This window comes from Methylobacterium sp. 391_Methyba4 (assembly GCF_029691625.1).
Lineage (GTDB): Bacteria > Pseudomonadota > Alphaproteobacteria > Rhizobiales > Beijerinckiaceae > Methylobacterium > Methylobacterium fujisawaense.
Genome location: NZ_CP121475.1, coordinates 3868356 through 3887604, shown reverse-complemented (window position 1 = coordinate 3887604; position 19249 = coordinate 3868356). Strand labels below are relative to the sequence as shown.

Here is a 19249-nt window from a genome sequence, read left to right as displayed (position 1 = left end):
TAGAGCTTAGCCTCGGCCGGATGCGCGGCCTCCTTCACGACCGCTCCAGCATAGATGCCGGTGGCGCTCTGCTCGTCCGGGATGTCGATGCGCTCGGTCGGCAATCCAACCTGCTCTTGGTCGCCCCGACCCGGAAGGGCTGTGCCGTGACCCGCAGCTTCTCCGACCGCGTCGGGGACCTCGCGACCGTGGAGCAGGCGGTCGCCTCCCACGTCGCGAGGCTCGTCGAGAGCTTCGCGTCAGCGGCTTCGGGACCAACCACGTGACGGTGTTCTTCCATACCTCCGAGCATGACAGAGACCGGCCGCAGCGGTCGGTCTCGTCGATGGTCACCCTCCCGGAAGCATCAAACGACACTCTCGTGCTCGTGAAGGCCTGCCTGCACGGGGTTCGGAAGACCTGGAGGGACGGCTACCGCTATTTCAAGGCCGGGGTCGTCGCTACGGACCTGCTGGCCCTAGCGGGTACGCAGCGGGCGTTCCCGGGGCTGGGGCAACTCGACCGAGAGCACGGAGCTGCTCTGATGGGCTCTCTTTGCCCGCAATAGCCGGTTTGGGCGGGGAGCCGTCGTCCCGGGCAGCGCTAGGTTCGTCCCGGAGCGGCAGTGGTCAACCAAATTCGACATGCGCGCGCCGCGCTGTACTGCCCGGATCGATGAACTTCCGACCGTGGCAGCCTAGATCGACCACCTTCTGAACTCGGCCGGCCTCCCTACGGTCGTCGCCATTCCGCCGGCCAGCTCCAAGCAACCTACCTGGTACTTTAGCAGGTTGGCCATAACAGGGTGCCGTAGCCGAGCGGCAGGCTCTCGACCAAGGGGGAAAAACAAAGAGGGCGACACGATTTGAAGCTTCACTTAGGACGCTCGTCAAACTCGGTTGCTAATGCGAAAGATTGCGAATCCAATGTCGTTTTCGCGGCGTCGCTCCTCAATAACCTCCTCGTGTTCAGGTCTGGGCAGTATCCGCTCCCAATCCATCTCTAGGACGTCGTGGTGCGCCCAAACCCATTCGCGCGGCTTCAGAATGACGCCGCCGCCAGGAAATAGCTTGTAAGCCCAGATGTGTATGACGTCCGGCGGTTCGTGCTCGAAAGTGCCTTCTGAGTGCACGGCCCGCACGTAGATTCCAGGGGCCCACCCTTTGCGCCGGGCCCGGAAGCCCATTCGTATCCAGTCAGAAACGGTCTCGAAAGAGCCCTCAGCCGGCGGGCGCGATCCCGTGTCTGGTTCGTAGTTCACTAGTTCGGGCCATGGCCAGTCATCCGGCTTATCGTCGGTCATTGCGCTCTCCTCGGTCAGGCCACCCAAGCGGTCGTCGAGGAAACACTGCACGCGTCACGGCGCTCGCCCGAGTCCCAATAGGCCTCTCGGTTAATAAGACCCGTGGCGATCCCCAGGGAGTTGCGCGCATTCGAGCTGACGCTGAGACCGCTCTACATCGCGGAACAGATTGACTTCCACCGGAGCGGCCTCTCGGCGGTGAAGCAGGTCCGGGCGGACGCGGTCATCGCCAATGTCGTCGCCTGGGTCGCCCGACGGCTCACTTGCCGAGCCTACGGGAAAGCGAAGGCCGAGTATTGCCCTCGGGCTTCCTCATCATGCCCCCCGCCGAGAGCTTTATTTCCCCAGTCGACAGCCCAAGGCGTCTCGCCGCGGCAGTTCGATGGGAAGCCGCGCCCAATGACCAAGACCAACGGCAAGGCATAGTGCATTACGCCTACGACTGCGTCCGCCCGCCGTCCCAGGCATTCCTTCCGGGTCTGTGACCCCTGCACCTAATCGGTAGCAAACGCAGATTCGCTACGTTTCATGGCCGGCTCCCACCTCAGGGCCGGCCCTTTCTGTTGGGGTACCCGCTGGGGATGACGCCCGGCGGACGGATCACCCGGCGTTCCCACCGGACCTCGGCTCCCCCATGCTGGGCGCAGGGGTGACAACATGTGGGTGGCAGTACGGCAGCGATTTCGGGCCTTCCACGAGGACCTGAACCTCACGCGCGAGCAGCTAGAAGACGGCATCGGCAAAGCGGTCCGCGTGACCCAGGACCTGGAGCGCGCCTACAACGGGCGCGTTTCGGACCAGCCGCCGCTGCTCATCGTTGGCTCCTGGGGCAAGAGGACCCAGGTCCGCCCAAGCGCTGACATCGACATTATGGTTCAGTTCGCCTCGGCGGTCCTCCAACGCTTCGAGGCTCGGACCGGGAACCGCCAGTCGCAGCTACTCCAAGAGGTGAAGACCTTCCTCTTGGATGCCTACCCGCAGACGGACATGCGAGGTGACGGGCAGGTGGTGATGGTCCAATTCAATACCATCACTGTCGAAGTGATCCCCGTCTTCGACCTTCCCGGCGGGCGGTACCTCATGCCAGACACCAATGACGGGGGACAATGGAAGACCGTCGATCCGGCTGCGCAGATCGCCATGATCGAGGACATCGATACCCGGACGAATGGCAACACTCGCGCCTTGACGAAGATGATGAAGATGTGGAAGCGTGAGAAAAATGTCCCGCTCAAGTCATATGTCATCGAGCTCCTGGTTGCAGAATTCATGAGCACCTATCAGTACGCGCAACAGGACTACTACTACTACGACTGGTTCGTGCGGGACTTCCTTCGGGCGCTCGTCGGGAGGGCGAGCTCGGGCTTGCTGATCCCCGGCACGGGGGAATGGATTTGGCTTGGGGCCGACTGGCTCCCGAAGGCGAAGGCTGCTCTGGCTGTCGCTGAGACAGCGTGCGAGTGGGAGCGGCTCGATTACGATGTTACTGCGGGGCAGGAATGGCAGACGATCTTCGGGGCAAGGATACCGATACACGTACTGTGAGTGTCCAGCGGCGCATCGAGGTCGCGAAGGAGGCTATGAGGCAGTCCGAGTCCTGTCTGTGGACGTCGACGTCGCTCTTCATCTGGCTCCGGCAGGTCCGTCGACAGCGGCAGTTCTTCATCGCAGCCCCCATCGTGCTTGGCGCACTTGCGAGCTTTACGGTGCTGCAGGATGTCGTCCCGGCGTGGGTGGTCGCCACACTCTCGCTCGGGGCTAGCTTGTTTCCGGCCCTTTCAGACGGCCTCAACATTCAGACGAGCGTCAACGAGATCGCCCGGCTGGCAGCGGAATTCAAAGCGCTTCAGGACCGCTTTCGCCGGGTAGCTAACATCACCGCGTTGGGGACTGCTGAGGAGGCCGAGGCCGCTTTGGCCGAGCTGATGGACAGGATGGACGTCGTTCGAAGCGCATCCGTGACACCACCCGAAAAGTATTTCGAGAAAGCCAGATCGAAGATCGAGGGCGGCCATTACGACTTTCAGGTGGACCTGAAGGCCATAGAAGCCGCTACATAGGCCCACGTTCAATCTCCCGTGCTTAGGTCGCCCATCCCTCGGCGGGGGCATTCGGGTGCCGTGAACTCGGCAGGCAAGCGCAGCGCCTCGGGACGGCGCATGCTCTGCGTGATCACGAACGAAGCGCTCGCTCCGCCCGGCCACGACCACTGCCCCCCGAAGCCCGGGGATGGCCCCCTGTTCGACGTGCCCAGCCCGACGACGCGGGAGAGCACCTTGCCGGTACGGGCATCCTGGAGGCCGCAGGTTACGGTCACGCGCCAGCCGCCGGGCGGCGCCGGATCGGCGTCGACGTAGCCGTAGCGTTCCCGGCCGAGCCCGGCGGGGACGACGAGGGCATACCGCCAACCGGAATCGGGCTGAGGCCAGAGCTCGACGGCGGCGGCCCGGGCGGCCGGGATGATCAGCGCGAAGGCGACGAGAGTACGCATGGGGACACTCCGAGGGGACGGGGACGGCCCAGCACGAACCGTCGGGAAGGAAGGACACGAGGGCGGCTGCAGCGATGGGCGAGCCGTCCGGGAGGAGGAAGGCGGAGGCGCGGTACGGGTCGAAGCGGACCCCGACCGCGCCGTCGGGGACGGCCCCGGATTCGGCGAGGTCGCCCCGGGCGAATGCGACCACCTCGCGCTGACGGCGGGCCCGGATGCGGGCGACGCCGGCGGCCGAGACGCGGAACGACACGTCCCGGAGTGCCAGGAAGGCCGCATGCCTGACGACGCGGCCGTCCTCGCGGATCGACCATGGCGCCGTCCGCCGGGTTAGGCACCGATAGACGTCCGTCACCGGCGTTCCCGGCGCGCCTCCGGGAGGGATGCGCACCGGCTGGCGAACTTCACGACGAGGTTGCCGAGGACGAGCCCCTCGGCGACCGTCACCTCTCCGTCGGCGACGCATCGGGCGAGATGGCCGAGGTACTCGTCGAGCACCGGGCCGACGCGGTAGTCGACCGCGCCGGAGAGCCGGTACCCCTTGGGGGCATCCCGGAAGAAGTCGAAGACGGGGGCGTGCGCTTGCCTGTTCATGCTCGCCTCCCTCAGTTCGCCGGGCCGGCAAGGCGGCCGTCTACGGCGCACTCGACGAGGGCCTGGAGCGTGCGGACCGACCCGCCGCGCCAGTGCTCCCCGACCATGTCGAGCTCACCGGGCGTCAGGTCGGGCAGCCAACGGTCGTCGAGGCCCCGCTCGCGACGGAGCTCGTTGACCACGCTGCGGGCGAGAACGGGCAGTGAGGCGAGCGACGGCGCAGGCATGTCCACGACGCGGAATCGCGACAGGAGCGCCGGATCGAGGTTTGCCGTGTCGTTCGCCGTGGCGATGTACGAGACAGCCGACAAGTCCGTGGCGCACTCCAGGTAGGGGTCGTGGTAGGCGCGCGCGGTCTCGGGCTCGGCGAGCGCCAAAATTCCGTCCGTCAGCCGCCCGTTGTCCGCTCTCGTCCCCGCACGGGAGATCTCGTCGAGTACGACGAGCACCGATGCGGACCCGGCGCGCTTGATGGCTTGCAGCGGAACGGATGCGCGGCCCGTCCCCCACATTCGACTGGTCCCGATCACAGACCCGTCTGAGACGGACGCGCACCCGTAGACCGTTACGTCCAGGCCGAGCTCCTCGCCCAATCGCCGCGCGAACCGGGACTTTCCCGTTCCGGGGCCGCCGCGAAGGAGGAGGCGGGGAAGTCGCACGTAGGGACGGCCCGCGACCGGCGCGAGGATGCTCGCTACGATGCCGGCGGCGTCGGGGAACTCGGCAGCCAGGACGCGCTGCACGCGCGCGAGATCCGGCACCGGAACGAGCGGCAGCCGCTTGCCCGCGATGGGGGCGAACTCGGAACGGGGATTCGAGGCGTTCGTCGTCTTGTTCTCACCGTCCTTGGCGTTGCCAGGCAGGTGACCGACTGAAGCGACCACGACGAGCCCGGGACCCTCGGGCTCCGGGGCGGCCTGTTCGGCTTCGGCGGCCTGCTTACGGATCTTCGCTAGGGTCGCCACCGGCTCCGGCCGGGCTTGCACGGCCTCGACGACCGCGTCACGGATCTGCCCCCGCGCGAGCAGGGCCATTGTCGCAATGGCATCCATCCCGCGGTCTCGCCACTGGCCGAGGACGTCGGTCAGGCCGTCGTAACCCCTGTTCCAGCGCAGGCGATAGAAACCGTCGTCGAGCTCGGCGCCGATTGCAGTTGCGTGAAGCTCGACGAAACCGTCGCCCGGCTGCGCCCGACGCGCGTACATCCAGAGCAGGTCCGGCATGGCATCGACCGCGGCCGAGTTTCCCAGCATCGCGAGATGGAGGGTGACCCGGCCGTTGAGCTGGTCGAGCGGGCTCGACACGCCAGCGTGCCAGTCGACTTCGAAATCCTCAGCCGGGCGCTTGTCGAGCAACCGGCCGAGCTCCAGCCAAACCACGGCTAGGCGCTGTTGGAAGACCTCATGGTCAGGCTCCCAGGCGTCCTGCTTGCAGTTGATCAGCGTCGCGCAGGACTTCCAGAGAGCGATAAGCAGGTACACCATCGCCCATGACCCACCGACGTCTTCGCAGAGCGTCTTCCGGTCCTGCGCAATAAGCGCCGACCAAGTGTAGGCGAGGTAGCAATACAGGTCCCGGTGCGCGCTACCGCCGTACGGGGCGGCGCCACAAAGGAGTTCGCGCAAAGTCGGGGGGAACCCAAAGGCGGGGACGCGGTCGGTCATCGGTCACTCCAGCGTGGGAGATTAGGTCCGCAGCGCCGGTCGAGTGACCTGACGCCAAGCCCACCTGTTTAAGCGGTACACATCAAGAATCGGTTTCCTCGTCCCGGCCGCGGGCCTGTGCCTGCACGCGGGCGACCCGCATTGTGTGGAGGAGATCCACGGCCTGCAGCAGGCGCGCCTGCGCCTCGGCGATGAACTCCTCGCGCGTCGGCGCGGATCGGGCTACCGGGCCTCCCTTCTTCAGCGCGTCGCTGTCATGGGCCCGCGCCAGACCGCACAGGAAATCGCCGACCGCGCGCGGGTTGGGCTGCCGGTACGCGGCCCCGAGGAACCGGAGCGCCCACGGCGGCAGGCCATACCGCCAGACCCGGTCCTTGGAGCAGGACCGGCGGTTGAGCCCCGTCGCGACGGACAGGGGGCCGCTCCACTCCGAACCCCACAGGGCCTCGGCCGCCTCGTCGACGGCCTCCTTCAGGGCGTCCGCGATGTCGATATGGGCGAGCTCCCGGCCGCGCACGGTCGGGACGCGCGCGTAGTAGACGAGCGGCGCGCCGTCGATCGTGCCGACGGCGATGCCCCCATCCGTAGGCTGGCTGACGGGTTTCAGGTCTATGCGCATGACGTGCCTCGATTCGTGCAAAAGGGCGGCCCCGGCCGGGACCGCCCCTGGATGGTCGGTGGTGTCGTGGACCGGGCCGTTACTCGCCCCGGCGGTGTTCGTGGAGCTGGTGCTGCAGGAGCTTAAGCTGGGCTTCGAGGAGCCTCGCTTGATGCGGGTGGCCTGCCTTGCCGCAGTACCCTCGCGGGGGCAGGTCGTCTGGGAAGAATGCCCACTCGCATGGGTAGTCGGCGAGGCGGATGCTGTCCGGACCGCCGGCCGACGTGGCCGCCATCCAGGCCGTGTAAACGTCGTCAAACCACTCGCGGTCGCCGCAGTCGTACGTCCCGACGTTGCACTTCCAGGCACCGCCGGGGCGAGTGCCGGGGGTGTCGGCGAGGGTGTCATGGTGGTGGTCCCGGGTCGCCTGCGGGCGGGGGCCGCTATCGTGCCAGCGCCAGAACATGCACCCGTCACCGAGGCACATGGCGGCCTTCGATGGCTCAATGGTGACGCTGTTAACTTCACGCAGGCTCGCCCGGTTGCAGGACGCGGGCGCGGTGGCGAGGCGGTTCGCGCCGTCGATGCCCGGGTAGACGGGCGAGACTTCCTGCTGGAGGACGCGCGCATCCGGGCACCAGACATCTTTGGCCTGGGCTATCGTCAGCAGGGATGTGTCGAGGTTGTCTTGGCGCATGGCGCTCGATCCTTCTGGCCTCTGCCACCGCGCGAAAGCCGGTGACAATGTCCATTATGGTGGACACAGAACGGAAAGCAAGGGCCCGAAATGTAGAAGGCCCCGGACGATGACGGGGCCTTGTCTACCCTCCCGCAAGCGGGGAGGAAGGTCATCTGCGAAAACGAGTGTCATGCCGCCTGATCTGCCCTCCCGCGGACGGGAGGAGACTTTCCAAGACCGGGCTTTAAGAGTTCCCGCAAGGTCTGCGCCCCCGCGAACGGGAGCAACCGGCGATTGCGAAACCCTGGTTGACACCGAGTGGTCTGCCCTCCCACCGGGAGGACGCCGCGCCTTAGCGGTCGGTACAGAATTGGGGACGCCGCTCGTCTCGTCAATGGCTCTCGACTACGCGAATCGCGGTTTCCACATAGAATCCGTGATGGGCATTGCGCCCGCATGAGGGCTCCCGTTGCCGACCAGGGCGACGGGGGCCCTCGCGATTCCTGGGGGACGCCTGACCATGCCGACTGTCTGGTACAAGCGCGCATACGACCGCGCCGACCTCGACCCCGCAACGTTTGAGGCGCTCCCAGGCGCGATCCCGCCGGGCATCTACTGCGCGGACGAGGCGGCCTACCGGGCACTCCTCGCCGGCGCCCGCGAGAAGGGGGTGAGGATCGAGCCGGCATTCGGCGGCCCCTGCCTCGGCGGGCTCACAGTGTCGGTTGCCACGCCCGAGCAGGCCGCAGCCTTACAGGCCGCGCCGGTCTCGACCGCTGAGGAAGTGCTCGCCGATGATCTGGCCACCTTCGACGCCGCGGCCCGGCGGGTCAACGACATCATCAAGGGGATGACCCAGCGCGAGTACGAGGCCGCACGGGCGGTGAAGGGGGAACTCGTCAGCCCCGACGGGCACATCGACTTCTCCTTCGTCGAACACCAGCAGGATGCCCTCGAAGCCTCGGTGCGCCGGATGGTGCGGGGAGCCATGAAGGGCATGAGCGGCGAGGAATGGGGGCGCCGCTTCATGGGGCATGCCCAGGCCGGGATGAACCGCCAGCAGCGCCGGGCGGCCGCTGCGCGGGCACGGAGGCGCACTCGCGACGCGGACCTGCCAGCCTGCGGGTCGTTCCATGGCTGAGCCCTTCGCCCGCCTCGGTGACGACGTCATCGTCGCCGACTTCGACTGGCGGAACCCCTCGATGTGGTGGACCGGCTCCTGGCTGTTCCACGACGTGAAGCGGGACCGCCCCCTGTTCATCGTCCGCAAGAGCGACGTCGGGGATGACCCGAGCATCGAGCTCCTCTGCGCGCTGCTCCTGGCGTTCTCCGCCGGCGAGCGGGCCGGCCGGGACGCCGGCGTGACCGAGGGGCGCGCCGAACTAGCCGGGGACATCCGCGCGCTGATCGGCGCCGCGGCAGCGTGAGGGGGAGAGCGATGCGCTTCTATACTGAGACGCCCCTTCGCCTCGCGCCGCCCAGGGGCATAGCCATCTATCATCCGGAGGAGCGGCCCCGGCCGCCGTTCCCCGCCGCCCCGATGGAGGCCATGCGGCGGAAGCTCGCCGCCGCCGTCGACGCCGAGGTCCGCCGGATACTGGCTTTGTGGGTGTCCGAGTGCGAGCCGGAGCTCGCCTGGGGACCCGAGGGCCTGCTCGGACTGACGTTCGCCGGAGACCCGGGACCGGCGCGCATCATCGTACCGTCCCGCTTGTCGACGGCGGAGGGCTGCGTCGCGGCCTTGAAGGAGGCGGCATGACCGAGCGCGAGACCCTGACGCTCACCCGACTGGCCCCCGTGTTCGAGGCGCACGCCGTCCCGGACGCGGACCGCCGGCTCCTTAACCGGGTGCTCGATGCCCTCATGGAAGAGGACTGCTCCCACGCCACGGCCGCCGAGTGCGTCCGCCACGGCGTGCTGGCCGGTGACGTCTACGAGGAGGTCCTGGCGTCGTGGCGGGGCAGCCACCGGGGAATCCGCGTGTGGTTCCGGCAGGCCCGGTCCTACGAGCAGGTCGCCCCGACGGCGAAGGGGCGGTCCCTGCTGCGCGACCTCGCGGAGGTCAACCCGGACTGGCAGGACAGGAGCTCGGCATGACAGAGAGCCTCTACCCCATCCATTCGGCATCCATCGACGCCAAGGCGGTCCGCGCGCTCAGGGACGCAGGTTGCGAGAGCGTCGTCATCGGCATCCCGTAGGACATGATCTTTCCCCACGGGGAGCAGGCTAGGGCGAACCATGGACAGGGCCTGATCCGCCTCATGCAGCGGGGCGGCATCGACGCCAACGAGGCCGTCAACATTCTGACGGGCCAGGGCAACCGGAACCGCCTCTCCCCGGCCGAAGCCAACAGGAAGCTCGCAGGCATGATCTCACTGTGGCGCGCCCGCCAGTCAGAGAGGCTCGACGGGATGCGGCATGCCGAGGCCATCGAGGCTGCCTTGCGAGAAGGGACACCGGCATGAACGAGGACGACGACGTGATGGCGCAGACCTGGTGCTGCCTTACGTGTTCGACCCGGCTCCGCTTCGGCCAACTCCGCATCCAGGACGGCGCGGTCAGGTGCCCACGGTGCGAGAGCGTCGCGCTCCATCCGGCCGGCGGGGAGACTGTTGTGTTGGAGGAGTACGCCGGCCCGGTCGGGACGCTGAACTGATGAGCGACGCCTTCTTCCTCTACCTGCTCTGGCGCACGCTGCCGGACGGCGGCAACCCGGGGCCCGCGCCGCCGCTGATGACAGACGGGCAGAGCATGGCGGTCGGCAACGTTGTCGCGCTGCCCCTGTTGCCCCTCTACGCCAAAGCGGCGTGGCGCGCCGGTCAGCGCGTAGGCGACCACCTGTTCGGTAAGCCCCCATGCGAGGGGTGAACCGGCAGCCGCTCCGACCGGTCCGCCCGGCATGCCCACGGTTCCCCGCCGGATGCGGGAGGCGGTCGTGTGGGGGAGGGGCGTCCGGAGCTACGAGGACCTGGCGCGCTCGTACGCGGCGCGGAAAGCATCCTTGGCGGCGGCGTCCACCCGCTCGACCGCATCGGGGTGCGTGGACCGACCATCGCCGTACATCGCCCACATCATGTAGCCGGTGTCGTAGTCCTTCACCCGGAACTTCAGGCTGCGCAGGGTGACGCTCTTCTTGCCCTGGCTGATGAGCATCAGCAGTCCGCGCCCCTTCACCACGCCGAAGTGGCATCCGCCACGGCCCCGTTTGTCTTGCCATACCACCCGGATGACGTCGTACTCATGCGAGACCCGGCGCATGAACGCATCCCACGTCTCGCCTGTAGCAAGCACCTCGTCCGTGGTCTCGTTCGCCTCCCGGACAAACTCCCGGAGCTTCTTCGATGGCCAGTTCGTCATATCCGTGATGTCCATGGCAGCCCTCTCGCAATCGTCCCCCATCGTGGCGGGCAACTGTTAGGGCGTAGTTGAGCCGGCCCGCCCGATTGCCGATGTGGCGACCGAGACGTTGCAAGGGTCCGTAGCATTCGAGCGAACCCGGTCAGCCGGGGCGAACCAAGGCGAACCTTGGCTTTGAGTGATTCGGTTTCAGGTAATCTGGGTCGTCCAGGGTGCTCTCCATCGACGGAGGAAGCACATGTTGAGAGACGGCGACGCTACATTCCAGACGACTGACTTCCTGGAGCGCATCGGGAAGGTCAAGGCGCGGCAGGCCGCGGCCGACGACGCCCTCCGCTCCGAGTTCGACATCTACGAACGGGAGGCCGCGGAGCACACGCTCGAACTCGTCTACCGGCACCTCTACATGCTGAGGCAGAGCGTACAGGTCATGCACGACATGCCCGACGAGGAGATCATCCCAATCCTGCGGGCGAAGGTCCGGGACCACGGGGGGGCACAGAAGTTCTGCGCTGCTGTCCGCCGCTTCGCCGGTCTGGAGCTCGACCCAGACTGGATCGAGGAGCTCATCGGGGAGGACGAGGCAGACTGCCCGGCCGCGTCGGTCTCGCCGCTCCTGAAGTCGGCGCTGGTCGGACTCAGCGCCGGCATGAACGTCAATTCGGCAAACATCTCGCGGCGCGCCGCAGGGATGCTCGACGCAGAGATGGGCGGGGAGCGATAAGTCGGCATGCCGGTTTGGCTCCCGCGCGACATCCTCTCACTGCCGGTGCCATCGTCCCATGCGACGGACGAACTCCGGCAGTACAGGATCAAGGTCCAGAGTTGGCGCTTCACGGCGCGAATCGAGCTGGAATCCGACCGGCATTGGCAACGCGCGCCACTCACCGATTGGGCTCGCGAGGAACTGGCGCATCGCCTGTATGAGGCCTGGAAGGTCCGGCATCGGGGACACCATTTCGCGACGGTCGTTCAGCTCTGGCGCCCCGCAGACCCGAGGCCTTGGCTCCTGTCTGAGGATTCTCCCCTTCCATACGGCGGGCCATACATCGAAGCTCGCGGGGGGAGGCCCGGACGAGTGACGATGACCCGGCATCAGAGGCTAGTGCTTCTGCAGGACGGTGGAGTGAGGGCAGTGACCGTCAAGCGCCGAGAAACCCTCTGGAGTTGGCTCGTCACGCCGCTTGCCAAGCCGCTGGGCGAGGAGGCCATCCGTGCCGAGCAGTCCCTGCTGCGCAGGGAGCTCGGCATGACGCTTGAGGACGTCGAGGCCCTGAAGGACCTCTAGCCCGCGAACCGCCCGCAGGGCCTTGTCGTCGGTCGCGCGATGAGGAGCTCTCGCCGGTACGCGAGGCAGACGTCGGCCACGCCAGGTTCGCCCGTGTAGCGCGTCGCCGGCCCCGGCCCTTTGATGCGGGCGTGGTGCCGGCAGGTCGTGCATCGCCCCGCCGGGTCCTCCCGCCTGAATCCTTGGACGTCCTCGGGCACGGCATGGGGCCGCGTCCTGGATAGCGAGGTCAGGCTAAGGTAGGCGTTGGCGGGCATGGCGGCCTCCGGGATGGTGACTGCCTATCCTTCGCGCGAGGGGGGCGGAGTTCGACATGGCGGACCCACGCCGAATCAGCGCGCGACCGCTTTGCTGAGCCCGACCGTTGTATCAAAGTTGTATCACGCCCTCATGAGGGCAGCTATCCACAGGCTAAGTCGCTGAGGATAATGGAGCGGGCGATCGGGATCGAACCGACGACATTCAGCTTGGGAAGCTGACGTTCTACCACTGAACTACGCCCGCCCACATGACTGGTCCGGATCCGGCGTTGACGACGGTCGATCCGACCGGTCCCAAGCCCTCATGTGCGCCGACCGTTTAGCAGTTCGACGGCGATGGCGTCAAACGCATGGGAACCTCTCATAGCGGCTACGAGGCCCGAAAAATCTCACGCGACCTGACCGCGGCACGTGAAAGGATCACGGTTCCGAAGGTGATATTCCTTGCGCTGCCCGGCGAAGGCTCGACGGGTTCGGTAACGCCTTGCGATCCGGTGGAGGCGCTGACCCGGATCCCCGACTTCGCGGCCCGGCATCCGACCCCTGCATGGCCATGCGCGCGAATCAGCGCGATTTCTGTGTGCCCTGGACGGCAGTGAGCTCGTCGTCTCGAAGCCGGTCGATCGGAATCCCGGCCCCGGCGCCGCCTGTCGAGAACAGCCTCCTCGTCGCGTGGCGGCTTGCTCTGGTGGCTCTCCCGTCCCTGGCGCGGTCCAGCCCGGGCCCCGCCCGCTGCGTCGGGCCGCTGGCTGCGCGTCTGACCGACGGTATTCAGGCGACGCGGGAGAGGCTGCCGGTCTGTGCCCCCTGCGTGCCGCGTGCGGAATCGTAGGCACGATTGCGCAGAGCGGTTTCGCTGGGGAGTTGATCGATCACGTTGCCGGACGCGGGGTCAACCACCTGGAAGACGATCGTGCTCGTGTCCGGGTCCTGAATGTAGCGCGCCTTACCCCCGGTTGCGCCTATGTCGAGCTTCACCGCGGGTTCGAGGGGCGCGGATGTGCTCTGGGGCACCGGGGCCTCCTGCGTCACGGCGGCGGCGGCCGTCGCGCCGAGGGCGTCGAGGCCCTGCGGCCCCGGCGTCGGGGGTGTCAGCGGACGGATCTCCATGGCCAGTCTCCTGCGATCCTGTGATCGAAGGATTGAGACGGGCGGCTGCCTAACCAGCGGTTAACGGCAGCAGGCGATCCACCGGATGGTGGCTCGCGGTCCGAGATGCGATGAACATCCCGTTAGCGTTGCGACACAAATCCGTGCGGCTTTCTCCCCGAGAGGCGGCTCGTCGCGCATCTGATCCGTTCACCCGCGACCGTACCCCGGGCCATTCCGTGTCGTCCGGAGGGCGGTCGGGGCAGATATTTTCCGATGCTCGCCATCGCGATGCGGGCGCTCGCCGTGCAGGAGACCGGAGACAATCAGGGAAGCGTGACCCGTTTGTCCGCAGGCCTCGCTGCAAGATCGTTGGGCGGCTCAATGCCATCCTCGGGCGCGGACCGGTCGATGTCGGACGCGCCGGCATCATCGTGATCGCATGCGCAGCCGAAGTGCTGCATCCGGTGCCCATTTTCAGGATCGGGATACCCGCTTGCTCAGCAAGGCCGCGTCGGGCGCCTACGGGGCACCTGACAGGAAGCGCCTGCGACTGGAAGCGCTCCGCTCTGTCCAGGGGGATCAGAGAAGGATTTGCGCCCCGATCATCGAACTGAGCAACCCGCGCGCCGTCGGCATCGCCGCGGATCAGATGCGTGCGGCGATGCGCGGTACCAAGGGCGCCCGACCCGGAGCGGTCCTCGACATCGAGGCCCCGTGTGGTGGAACGCCGGGGCGGAACGGCGGCACGCCCGCATCCGGATCGGACCGGGCGTGCCTTGGCCTCACTCGGCGGCGTCGACGTAGAGCTTGCCGCCCTCGGCCAGGAACTCCTCCGACTTGGCCCGCATGCCGGCTTCGGCCTCGGCCTTGGACATCGCGGGCGACGCGCCCACGACTTCGCCGGCTTCCTCCATCGCCAGCACCTCGGCGCGCAGATCCTGGGTGATCTTCATCGAGCAGAATTTCGGCCCGCACATCGAGCAGAAATGCGCGACCTTGTGGGCGTCCTTCGGCAGGGTCTCGTCGTGGTAGCGGCGGGCCGTATCCGGATCGAGGCCCAGGTTGAACTGGTCCTCCCAGCGGAAGTCGAACCGGGCGCGGCTGAGCGCGTCGTCGCGCAGCTGCGCGGCCGGGTGGCCCTTGGCGAGGTCGGCGGCGTGGGCAGCGATCTTGTAGGTGATCACGCCGGTCTTCACGTCGTCCCGGTCGGGCAGGCCGAGATGCTCCTTCGGGGTGACGTAGCAGAGCATCGCGGTGCCGAACCAGCCGATCATCGCGGCGCCGATGCCCGAGGTGATATGGTCGTAGCCGGGGGCGATGTCGGTAGTCAGCGGGCCGAGGGTGTAGAACGGCGCCTCGCCGCACTCCTTCAGCTGCTTCTCCATGTTGACCTTGATCTTGTGCATCGGCACGTGGCCGGGGCCCTCGATCATCACCTGGCAGCCCTTGTCCCAGGCGACCTTGGTCAGCTCGCCCAGCGTCTCCAGCTCGCCGAACTGCGCGGCGTCGTTGGCGTCGGCGATCGAGCCCGGGCGCAGGCCGTCGCCCAGCGAGAACGACACGTCGTAGGCCCGCATGATGTCGCAGATCTCGTCGAACCGCTCGTAGAGGAACGATTCGCGGTGTCCGGCCAGGCACCAGCGCGCCATGATCGAGCCACCGCGGGAGACGATGCCGGTGACGCGCCGGGCGGTCAGCGGCACGTGGGCGAGACGCACCCCGGCATGGATGGTGAAGTAGTCGATGCCCTGCTCGGCCTGCTCGATCAGCGTGTCCTTGAAGACCTCCCAGTCGAGCTTGAGCGGGTCGCCGCCGACCTTCTCCAGCGCCTGATAGATCGGCACCGTGCCGATCGGGACCGGGCTGTTGCGGATGATCCACGAGCGAATGTTGTGGATGTTGCGGCCGGTGGACAGGTCCATGACCGTGTCGGCGCCCCAGCGGATCGACCAGACGAGCTTCTCGACCTCGTCGGCGGCCGAGGAGGTCACGGCCGAGTTGCCGATATTGGCGTTGATCTTGACCAGGAAGTTCCGGCCGATCGCCATCGGCTCCAGCTCGGTGTGGTTGATGTTGGCCGGGATGATCGCCCGGCCGCGGGCGATCTCGTCGCGCACGAATTCGGGGGTGATGAAGGGCGGGACCGAGGCCCCGAAGCTCTGGCCGTCGGCGAGTGCGGCCTCGGCGCCCGCGAGCATCTTCTCGCGGCAGACGTTCTCGCGATGGGCAACGTAGATCATCTCCTCGGTGATGATCCCCGCGCGGGCGAACTCGTACTGGGTCACCCTCTGGCCCGGGGCCGCCTTGCGGATGGTCCGCTCGGCAGGGCAGGGGGCCACGAGCTTGTCGCCCGCGAAGCCGTTATCCTCGGGCTTCACCGCGCGCGGCGCGACGGCCGCATAGCCGCGGGCCGCGATCCAAGGCTCGCGCACGCCGGGGAGGCCGGCATTGAGGTCGATCCGCGCGTCGGTCTCGGTGTAGGGCCCCGACGGGTCGTAGACCCGCACCGGTTCCTCCTTCGGATCGGAGAGGACGATCTCGCGGTAGGGGACGCGGATGTCCGGCCGTCCGGCCGGGCTCGCATAGGCCTTGCGCGATCCGGTCACCGGACCCGTGGTCACGGTCTCCGGGCTGCCTTTCACATCCTTGGGGAGAACGGGTGCGTTCATCGTGGGCCTCTCCTCGTGCTGGAGCAGTCCGGTCCACGCGATGGCCGAGATGAGATGGGGCCGCGCGACATGCGACCGCAGGTTCCCGTCCCTCCGCCGGTATGAGCCGGATCAGGTTCAAGGGTCAGGGCAGCGTGCCCAATCTCAGCCCCCTGCGGGGCTCCCCTCGGAACGGTTCCAGACTCAGGCGCGCGGACGGCTTTGTCAATGCTGACCGGGCGCCCTAGAAAACACATCCCGAAAACCGTTCGATCGAACGCATCCGCTTCTCAACCCCACGGCCTCCCCCGCATCGCATGCGACTCCTCGCCGGCCTCCTGCTCGCCGTGCTCCTGCTCTGCGGGTTGGCCTGCGCCGCGCTCGCCCTCGGACAGCGCCGCTTCCTCTATCCGGGCGCCTTCAGCCCGCCGACACCCTGGCCGGTGCCGCCCGGGGTCGCGACGATCACGGTCGCGACCTCGGATGGCGAGACCCTGCACGGACTGTGGCGGCCGCCGCGGCCGGGCTGCGGCGTCATCGTCAGTTTCCACGGCAATGGATCCCGCCCGGAACCGCACGCGGAGCGCTTCGCCGCGGAGCCGTGGCGGGCGCGCGGCTGGGGTCTGCTGACCGTGGCCTATCGCGGCTATCCCGGCTCGACCGGCAGCCCCAGCGAAGACGGCCTGATCCGCGACGGCCTGGCGGCCGTGAACGCCGCGCGGGCACAGGCGCCCGATGCGCCGATCCTGCTGCACGGCCATTCGCTGGGGGCGGCCGTCGCGGTCGCAGTCGCCGAACGGGTGCCGACGATCGGGCTTTACCTGGAGGCCCCGTTCGACTCGATGATCCACACCGTGCGGCTGCATGTCCCGCTAGTCCCCATCTGGCTCCTGCGCGACACATACCGCTCGGACACGCGCATCCGTGGCGGAACTGCGCCGGTTCTGATCGTGCAGGGACGCGACGACACGGTGGTGCCGCTCAAGTTGGCGCAAGGCCTCGCCGCAGCAGCCGGCCCGCGGGCGCGGATCGCCGTGATCCCGGGCGACCACGTGTCCATCCTGGGGGGCCGGGACCGAGAGGCCGAGGCGATGTTCAGAGAGCGTGTCGGTCCGACCTGCCCGCAGCCGGTCGATCAGCAAGGATAGGAGAGGGGGGCGCGTGGTCGGACGGCGCTCGCAGCGCTGGAGCGCCGAGGATCCGGACGCACCGGGTGCGCGCGCAGGGCCGGCCCGAGCCGGTCTGCCCGCTCTGTGAGCGCCCGATTCCGCATCGCGCTCGCTCCAGCCTCCATCACCTCACCCCGAAGCTCAAGGGCGGAACCCATCGCGGTACCGTCCGCCTGCACCAGATCTGCCACTCGGCGATCCATGCACGCTACAGTGAGGCCGAGATCGCCAAGCGCCTGGCCGATCTCGAAGCCCTGCGGACCGATCCGGAGATAGCCCGCTTCCTCGCCTGGGTGCGCGGCCGGCCGGACGATTTTCACGCCGCGACGCGCATGACCCGCGCGCGGCGGTCGGCGCGGCGCAAGGTCTGACCGCCGGCGTTTACCGACCGTTCGTCACATCCGCAGGTTGCGGCGATCACGTTCATCGCCGTCAACCCAAACCGGTCCAGGATCCCTCCGATCGCGAGGGTGGGACGATGGCCGGGGTCGGGGATACGGGTGATCGGCTCGCCTGGGTCGATATCGCCAAGGGGATCTGCATCCTCCTGGTGGTCATGATGCATTCCGTCACGGGCACCGGCGACGCCATGGGCGGAGAAGGTTTCCTCCATCCGGTCGTGGCCTTCGCGAAGCCGTTCCGGATTCCGGACTTCTTCCTTCTGTCCGGCCTGTTCATGGGGCGGGTGATCGACCGCGACTGGCGCCTGTTCTCCGACCGCCGGGTGGTCCATTTCGCCTATTTCTACCTGCTCTGGCTCGTGATCCAGTCGGCCGCCAGATACGGCAAGATCGCCGGCGATGACGGCCCCACGGCCTTCGCGGCGCATCTCGCCCATGCCCTGATCGAACCCTACTCGACGCTGTGGTTCATCTATCTGCTCGCGGTGTTCTCGGTCGTCACCAAGGCTCTGCGCCGCGTGCCCGACGCCGTGCTGCTCGCCGGTGCCGCCGTGCTGCAGATTGCCGACATCCGCAGCGAGTCGACCCTCATCGAGGAGTTCTGCGCCCGATATGTCTTCTTCGTCGCCGGCTATCTGTTCGCCGGCCGCATCTTCGCCCTCGCGGACGCGGCCCGGCACCGGGTCCGGCTCGCCCTGTGCGGCCTCGCCGCATGGGCGTTCGTGGAAGGTTGGCTCGCGCTGACTCCGTCGGGCCTTCCGAATCACCCGACCTTCGCCAGCCTGCCGCTGGTGAGCCTCGCCCTCGGCGCCGCCGGTGCGCTCGCGATCGTGGTGGCGGCGTCGCTCCTTGGCCGCGTCGGGGGGCCGATCGCCGAGGCGGTCCGAACCTGCGGGCAGCGCTCGATCGTGATCTATCTCGCCTTTTCGCTACCCATGGCGGCGACCCGGGAGATCCTCGTGCGCACCGGAGCCATCGCCGATATCGGACTTGCAAGCCTCATCGTCATGACCGTGGCGGTGCTGCTGCCGCTGGTCCTGGAGTGGCTGGTTCGCGGCACGGCGCTCGATCTGCTGTTCGTGAGGCCGCGCTGGTGCCGGCTCGTGGGGTCGGAGTCCCGGACCCGCCCGGTCCTGCAGGCGACCTGAGACGGGCGGCTTCAGCCCTCGAAGGCGATGCCGATCCGGCGGCTGCGCCGCCATGCAACGGCCGCCGCGCGCGGCTCGGCGCCGGCGCTCACGCGGAGCGGGAAGCGGTCCGGCACCACATGATCGCCGTCGACCTCGATCTGGGCGCCGACCTCGGTCGCGTCCCAGACCAGGCAACTGACTTCGCCGCCGTCGAGCAGGACCGCGCCGAAGGTGAAGGCGTTCTTCCGGAAGACGCCGCGGCGATTCTCCCTCATCGACTCCCCCATCCGCACCCGCGGGTCCGCGGAGACGATCTCCGCGGTCCGGGACGATGCCGGATGGGGGTTAACAGGGCAAATACGATCCCTTGCCTGCGCTCTCAGATCGAGATCAATAGTCGTCCGGATCATCCCTGTAGCGGCGCGGCCCAGGCTCATAATCGTCGTCGTACGGGCGGCGTGCGCGCGGCCGGTCGTAGTCGCGGCCATAGCGATAGGCGTCGCGCCGGTCGTCGTAATCGTCGCTCCGGTACCCGCCACCGCCGTATCCGCCACCGCCGTAGCCGCCACCGCCAGAGCCGCCCGCAGTGATGCGCG

The 19249-nt window shown here is 67.8% G+C and carries 23 protein-coding genes, 1 tRNA gene, 2 pseudogenes and 1 riboswitch; of the genes and pseudogenes, 15 read left to right on the top strand and 11 right to left on the bottom strand.

Features of this window, described 5'->3' with window-relative positions:
- Positions 1-107 precede the first annotated feature (107 nt).
- Positions 108-680: pseudogene (locus P9K36_RS18215) on the top strand (DUF4113 domain-containing protein); the annotation flags it as partial.
- 188 nt (positions 681-868) lie between these two features.
- Here the strand turns inward: P9K36_RS18215 and P9K36_RS18210 are convergent.
- Positions 869-1282 carry a hypothetical protein gene (locus tag P9K36_RS18210; protein ID WP_278305647.1) on the bottom strand — a complete coding sequence of 138 codons (414 nt, stop codon included), beginning with the start codon at positions 1280-1282 and terminating at the stop codon, positions 869-871.
- Positions 1283-1945: 663 nt separating this feature from the next.
- Between P9K36_RS18210 and P9K36_RS18205 the strand changes: the two genes are divergently transcribed.
- Positions 1946-2827, top strand: coding sequence for a hypothetical protein (locus tag P9K36_RS18205; RefSeq protein ID WP_278305646.1), 882 nt, complete (start codon positions 1946-1948; stop codon positions 2825-2827).
- Positions 2782-3342: a hypothetical protein gene (locus P9K36_RS18200; RefSeq protein WP_278307337.1), complete on the top strand. Its 561-nt coding sequence runs from the start codon at positions 2782-2784 to the stop codon at positions 3340-3342. The genes P9K36_RS18205 and P9K36_RS18200 overlap by 46 nt, the downstream gene beginning before the upstream one ends.
- Positions 3343-3350: 8 nt before the next feature.
- Here the strand turns inward: P9K36_RS18200 and P9K36_RS18195 are convergent, their stop codons facing one another.
- The 5 genes from P9K36_RS18195 to P9K36_RS18175 form a co-directional block, all read right to left on the bottom strand.
- Positions 3351-3773 (bottom strand): hypothetical protein, encoded by a 423-nt coding sequence (locus P9K36_RS18195; protein ID WP_278305645.1) that lies wholly within the window; start codon positions 3771-3773, stop codon positions 3351-3353.
- Positions 3774-4124: 351 nt separating this feature from the next.
- Positions 4125-4367, bottom strand: a complete 243-nt coding sequence (locus P9K36_RS18190) for a hypothetical protein (RefSeq protein ID WP_278305644.1) — start codon at positions 4365-4367, stop codon at positions 4125-4127.
- Positions 4368-4378: 11 nt separating this feature from the next.
- The gene (locus tag P9K36_RS18185) at positions 4379-6031 is read right to left on the bottom strand and encodes an AAA family ATPase (protein ID WP_278305643.1); all 1653 of its coding nucleotides are present in this window, start codon (positions 6029-6031) and stop codon (positions 4379-4381) included.
- 82 nt (positions 6032-6113) lie between these two features.
- Entirely contained in the window at positions 6114-6650 is a 537-nt protein-coding gene (locus P9K36_RS18180) for a hypothetical protein (protein WP_278305642.1), read from the bottom strand.
- A gap of 79 nt (positions 6651-6729) precedes the next feature.
- A complete protein-coding gene (locus P9K36_RS18175) occupies positions 6730-7326 on the bottom strand; it encodes a hypothetical protein (RefSeq protein ID WP_278305641.1) in 597 nt (198 codons plus the stop codon).
- Between the two features lie 502 nt (positions 7327-7828).
- On the opposite strand from P9K36_RS18175, the gene P9K36_RS18170 reads away from it, so the two are divergent.
- The 7 genes from P9K36_RS18170 to P9K36_RS18140 all read left to right on the top strand — a co-directional run bounded on the left by P9K36_RS18170 (position 7829) and on the right by P9K36_RS18140 (position 10176).
- On the top strand, positions 7829-8449 hold the full coding sequence (locus P9K36_RS18170; RefSeq protein ID WP_278305640.1) for a hypothetical protein: 621 nt from the start codon (positions 7829-7831) through the stop codon (positions 8447-8449).
- Positions 8442-8735, top strand: a complete 294-nt coding sequence (locus tag P9K36_RS18165) for a hypothetical protein (RefSeq protein ID WP_278305639.1) — start codon at positions 8442-8444, stop codon at positions 8733-8735. The genes P9K36_RS18170 and P9K36_RS18165 overlap by 8 nt, the downstream gene beginning before the upstream one ends.
- Positions 8736-8746: 11 nt before the next feature.
- The gene (locus P9K36_RS18160) at positions 8747-9067 is read left to right on the top strand and encodes a hypothetical protein (protein WP_278305638.1); all 321 of its coding nucleotides are present in this window, start codon (positions 8747-8749) and stop codon (positions 9065-9067) included.
- Positions 9064-9405 (top strand): hypothetical protein, encoded by a 342-nt coding sequence (locus P9K36_RS18155; protein ID WP_278305637.1) that lies wholly within the window; start codon positions 9064-9066, stop codon positions 9403-9405. Before P9K36_RS18160 ends, P9K36_RS18155 begins: the two co-directional genes overlap by 4 nt.
- Before the next feature lie 104 nt (positions 9406-9509).
- Complete coding sequence (locus tag P9K36_RS18150) at positions 9510-9773, top strand: hypothetical protein (RefSeq protein WP_278305636.1); 264 nt, start codon at positions 9510-9512, stop codon at positions 9771-9773.
- Complete coding sequence (locus P9K36_RS18145) at positions 9770-9964, top strand: hypothetical protein (RefSeq protein ID WP_278305635.1); 195 nt, start codon at positions 9770-9772, stop codon at positions 9962-9964. The genes P9K36_RS18150 and P9K36_RS18145 overlap by 4 nt, the downstream gene beginning before the upstream one ends.
- Complete coding sequence (locus tag P9K36_RS18140) at positions 9964-10176, top strand: hypothetical protein (RefSeq protein ID WP_278305634.1); 213 nt, start codon at positions 9964-9966, stop codon at positions 10174-10176. The genes P9K36_RS18145 and P9K36_RS18140 overlap by 1 nt, the downstream gene beginning before the upstream one ends.
- 90 nt (positions 10177-10266) lie before the next feature.
- On the opposite strand, the gene P9K36_RS18135 is transcribed toward P9K36_RS18140, so the two are convergent.
- On the bottom strand, positions 10267-10680 hold the full coding sequence (locus tag P9K36_RS18135; RefSeq protein WP_278305633.1) for a hypothetical protein: 414 nt from the start codon (positions 10678-10680) through the stop codon (positions 10267-10269).
- A 223-nt stretch (positions 10681-10903) separates the two neighbouring features.
- On the opposite strand from P9K36_RS18135, the gene P9K36_RS18130 reads away from it, so the two are divergent.
- The gene (locus P9K36_RS18130) at positions 10904-11389 is read left to right on the top strand and encodes a hypothetical protein (RefSeq protein ID WP_278305632.1); all 486 of its coding nucleotides are present in this window, start codon (positions 10904-10906) and stop codon (positions 11387-11389) included.
- Positions 11390-11791: 402 nt separating this feature from the next.
- Complete coding sequence (locus P9K36_RS18125; RefSeq protein WP_278305631.1) at positions 11792-11953, top strand: hypothetical protein; 162 nt, start codon at positions 11792-11794, stop codon at positions 11951-11953.
- Between the two features lie 429 nt (positions 11954-12382).
- On the opposite strand, the gene P9K36_RS18120 is transcribed toward P9K36_RS18125, so the two are convergent.
- The 3 genes from P9K36_RS18120 to thiC all read right to left on the bottom strand — a co-directional run bounded on the left by P9K36_RS18120 (position 12383) and on the right by thiC (position 15974).
- Positions 12383-12457: transfer RNA gene (locus tag P9K36_RS18120), tRNA-Gly, on the bottom strand.
- A gap of 527 nt (positions 12458-12984) precedes the next feature.
- The gene (locus P9K36_RS18115) at positions 12985-13323 is read right to left on the bottom strand and encodes a hypothetical protein (protein ID WP_043758460.1); all 339 of its coding nucleotides are present in this window, start codon (positions 13321-13323) and stop codon (positions 12985-12987) included.
- A 764-nt stretch (positions 13324-14087) separates the two neighbouring features.
- A complete protein-coding gene (gene thiC / locus P9K36_RS18110; protein ID WP_043352437.1) occupies positions 14088-15974 on the bottom strand; it encodes a phosphomethylpyrimidine synthase ThiC in 1887 nt (628 codons plus the stop codon).
- Positions 15975-16045: 71 nt separating this feature from the next.
- Positions 16046-16151, bottom strand: a riboswitch (TPP riboswitch).
- Between the two features lie 119 nt (positions 16152-16270).
- On the opposite strand from thiC, the gene P9K36_RS18105 reads away from it, so the two are divergent.
- The 3 genes and pseudogenes from P9K36_RS18105 to P9K36_RS18095 all read left to right on the top strand — a co-directional run bounded on the left by P9K36_RS18105 (position 16271) and on the right by P9K36_RS18095 (position 18671).
- The gene (locus tag P9K36_RS18105) at positions 16271-17101 is read left to right on the top strand and encodes an alpha/beta hydrolase (protein WP_043378682.1); all 831 of its coding nucleotides are present in this window, start codon (positions 16271-16273) and stop codon (positions 17099-17101) included.
- 13 nt (positions 17102-17114) lie between these two features.
- A pseudogene (locus P9K36_RS18100) lies at positions 17115-17493 on the top strand (restriction endonuclease).
- Positions 17494-17600: 107 nt separating this feature from the next.
- Positions 17601-18671 (top strand): acyltransferase family protein, encoded by a 1071-nt coding sequence (locus P9K36_RS18095; RefSeq protein ID WP_278305630.1) that lies wholly within the window; start codon positions 17601-17603, stop codon positions 18669-18671.
- Between the two features lie 11 nt (positions 18672-18682).
- Here the strand turns inward: P9K36_RS18095 and P9K36_RS18090 are convergent, their stop codons facing one another.
- On the bottom strand, positions 18683-19192 hold the full coding sequence (locus P9K36_RS18090) for a hypothetical protein (RefSeq protein WP_278305629.1): 510 nt from the start codon (positions 19190-19192) through the stop codon (positions 18683-18685).
- Between the last annotated feature and the right edge of the window lie 57 nt (positions 19193-19249).

Bases quoted from the DNA above. Each gene is read 5' to 3' on its own strand.
- P9K36_RS18175 (WP_278305641.1), bottom strand. From the start codon at position 7,326: ATGCGCCAAGACAACCTCGACACATCCCTGCTGACGATAGCCCAGGCC.
- P9K36_RS18105 (WP_043378682.1), top strand. From the start codon at position 16,271: ATGCGACTCCTCGCCGGCCTCCTGCTCGCCGTGCTCCTGCTCTGCGGG.
- P9K36_RS18145 (WP_278305635.1), top strand. From the start codon at position 9,770: ATGAACGAGGACGACGACGTGATGGCGCAGACCTGGTGCTGCCTTACG.
- P9K36_RS18210 (WP_278305647.1), bottom strand. From the start codon at position 1,282: ATGACCGACGATAAGCCGGATGACTGGCCATGGCCCGAACTAGTGAAC.
- P9K36_RS18190 (WP_278305644.1), bottom strand. From the start codon at position 4,367: ATGAACAGGCAAGCGCACGCCCCCGTCTTCGACTTCTTCCGGGATGCC.
- P9K36_RS18195 (WP_278305645.1), bottom strand. From the start codon at position 3,773: ATGCGTACTCTCGTCGCCTTCGCGCTGATCATCCCGGCCGCCCGGGCC.
- P9K36_RS18150 (WP_278305636.1), top strand. From the start codon at position 9,510: ATGATCTTTCCCCACGGGGAGCAGGCTAGGGCGAACCATGGACAGGGC.
- P9K36_RS18185 (WP_278305643.1), bottom strand. From the start codon at position 6,031: ATGACCGACCGCGTCCCCGCCTTTGGGTTCCCCCCGACTTTGCGCGAA.
- P9K36_RS18095 (WP_278305630.1), top strand. From the start codon at position 17,601: ATGGCCGGGGTCGGGGATACGGGTGATCGGCTCGCCTGGGTCGATATC.
- P9K36_RS18130 (WP_278305632.1), top strand. From the start codon at position 10,904: ATGTTGAGAGACGGCGACGCTACATTCCAGACGACTGACTTCCTGGAG.
- P9K36_RS18115 (WP_043758460.1), bottom strand. From the start codon at position 13,323: ATGGAGATCCGTCCGCTGACACCCCCGACGCCGGGGCCGCAGGGCCTC.
- P9K36_RS18155 (WP_278305637.1), top strand. From the start codon at position 9,064: ATGACCGAGCGCGAGACCCTGACGCTCACCCGACTGGCCCCCGTGTTC.
- P9K36_RS18160 (WP_278305638.1), top strand. From the start codon at position 8,747: ATGCGCTTCTATACTGAGACGCCCCTTCGCCTCGCGCCGCCCAGGGGC.
- P9K36_RS18200 (WP_278307337.1), top strand. From the start codon at position 2,782: ATGGCAGACGATCTTCGGGGCAAGGATACCGATACACGTACTGTGAGT.
- P9K36_RS18180 (WP_278305642.1), bottom strand. From the start codon at position 6,650: ATGCGCATAGACCTGAAACCCGTCAGCCAGCCTACGGATGGGGGCATC.
- thiC (WP_043352437.1), bottom strand. From the start codon at position 15,974: ATGAACGCACCCGTTCTCCCCAAGGATGTGAAAGGCAGCCCGGAGACC.
- P9K36_RS18170 (WP_278305640.1), top strand. From the start codon at position 7,829: ATGCCGACTGTCTGGTACAAGCGCGCATACGACCGCGCCGACCTCGAC.
- P9K36_RS18135 (WP_278305633.1), bottom strand. From the start codon at position 10,680: ATGGACATCACGGATATGACGAACTGGCCATCGAAGAAGCTCCGGGAG.
- P9K36_RS18140 (WP_278305634.1), top strand. From the start codon at position 9,964: ATGAGCGACGCCTTCTTCCTCTACCTGCTCTGGCGCACGCTGCCGGAC.
- P9K36_RS18165 (WP_278305639.1), top strand. From the start codon at position 8,442: ATGGCTGAGCCCTTCGCCCGCCTCGGTGACGACGTCATCGTCGCCGAC.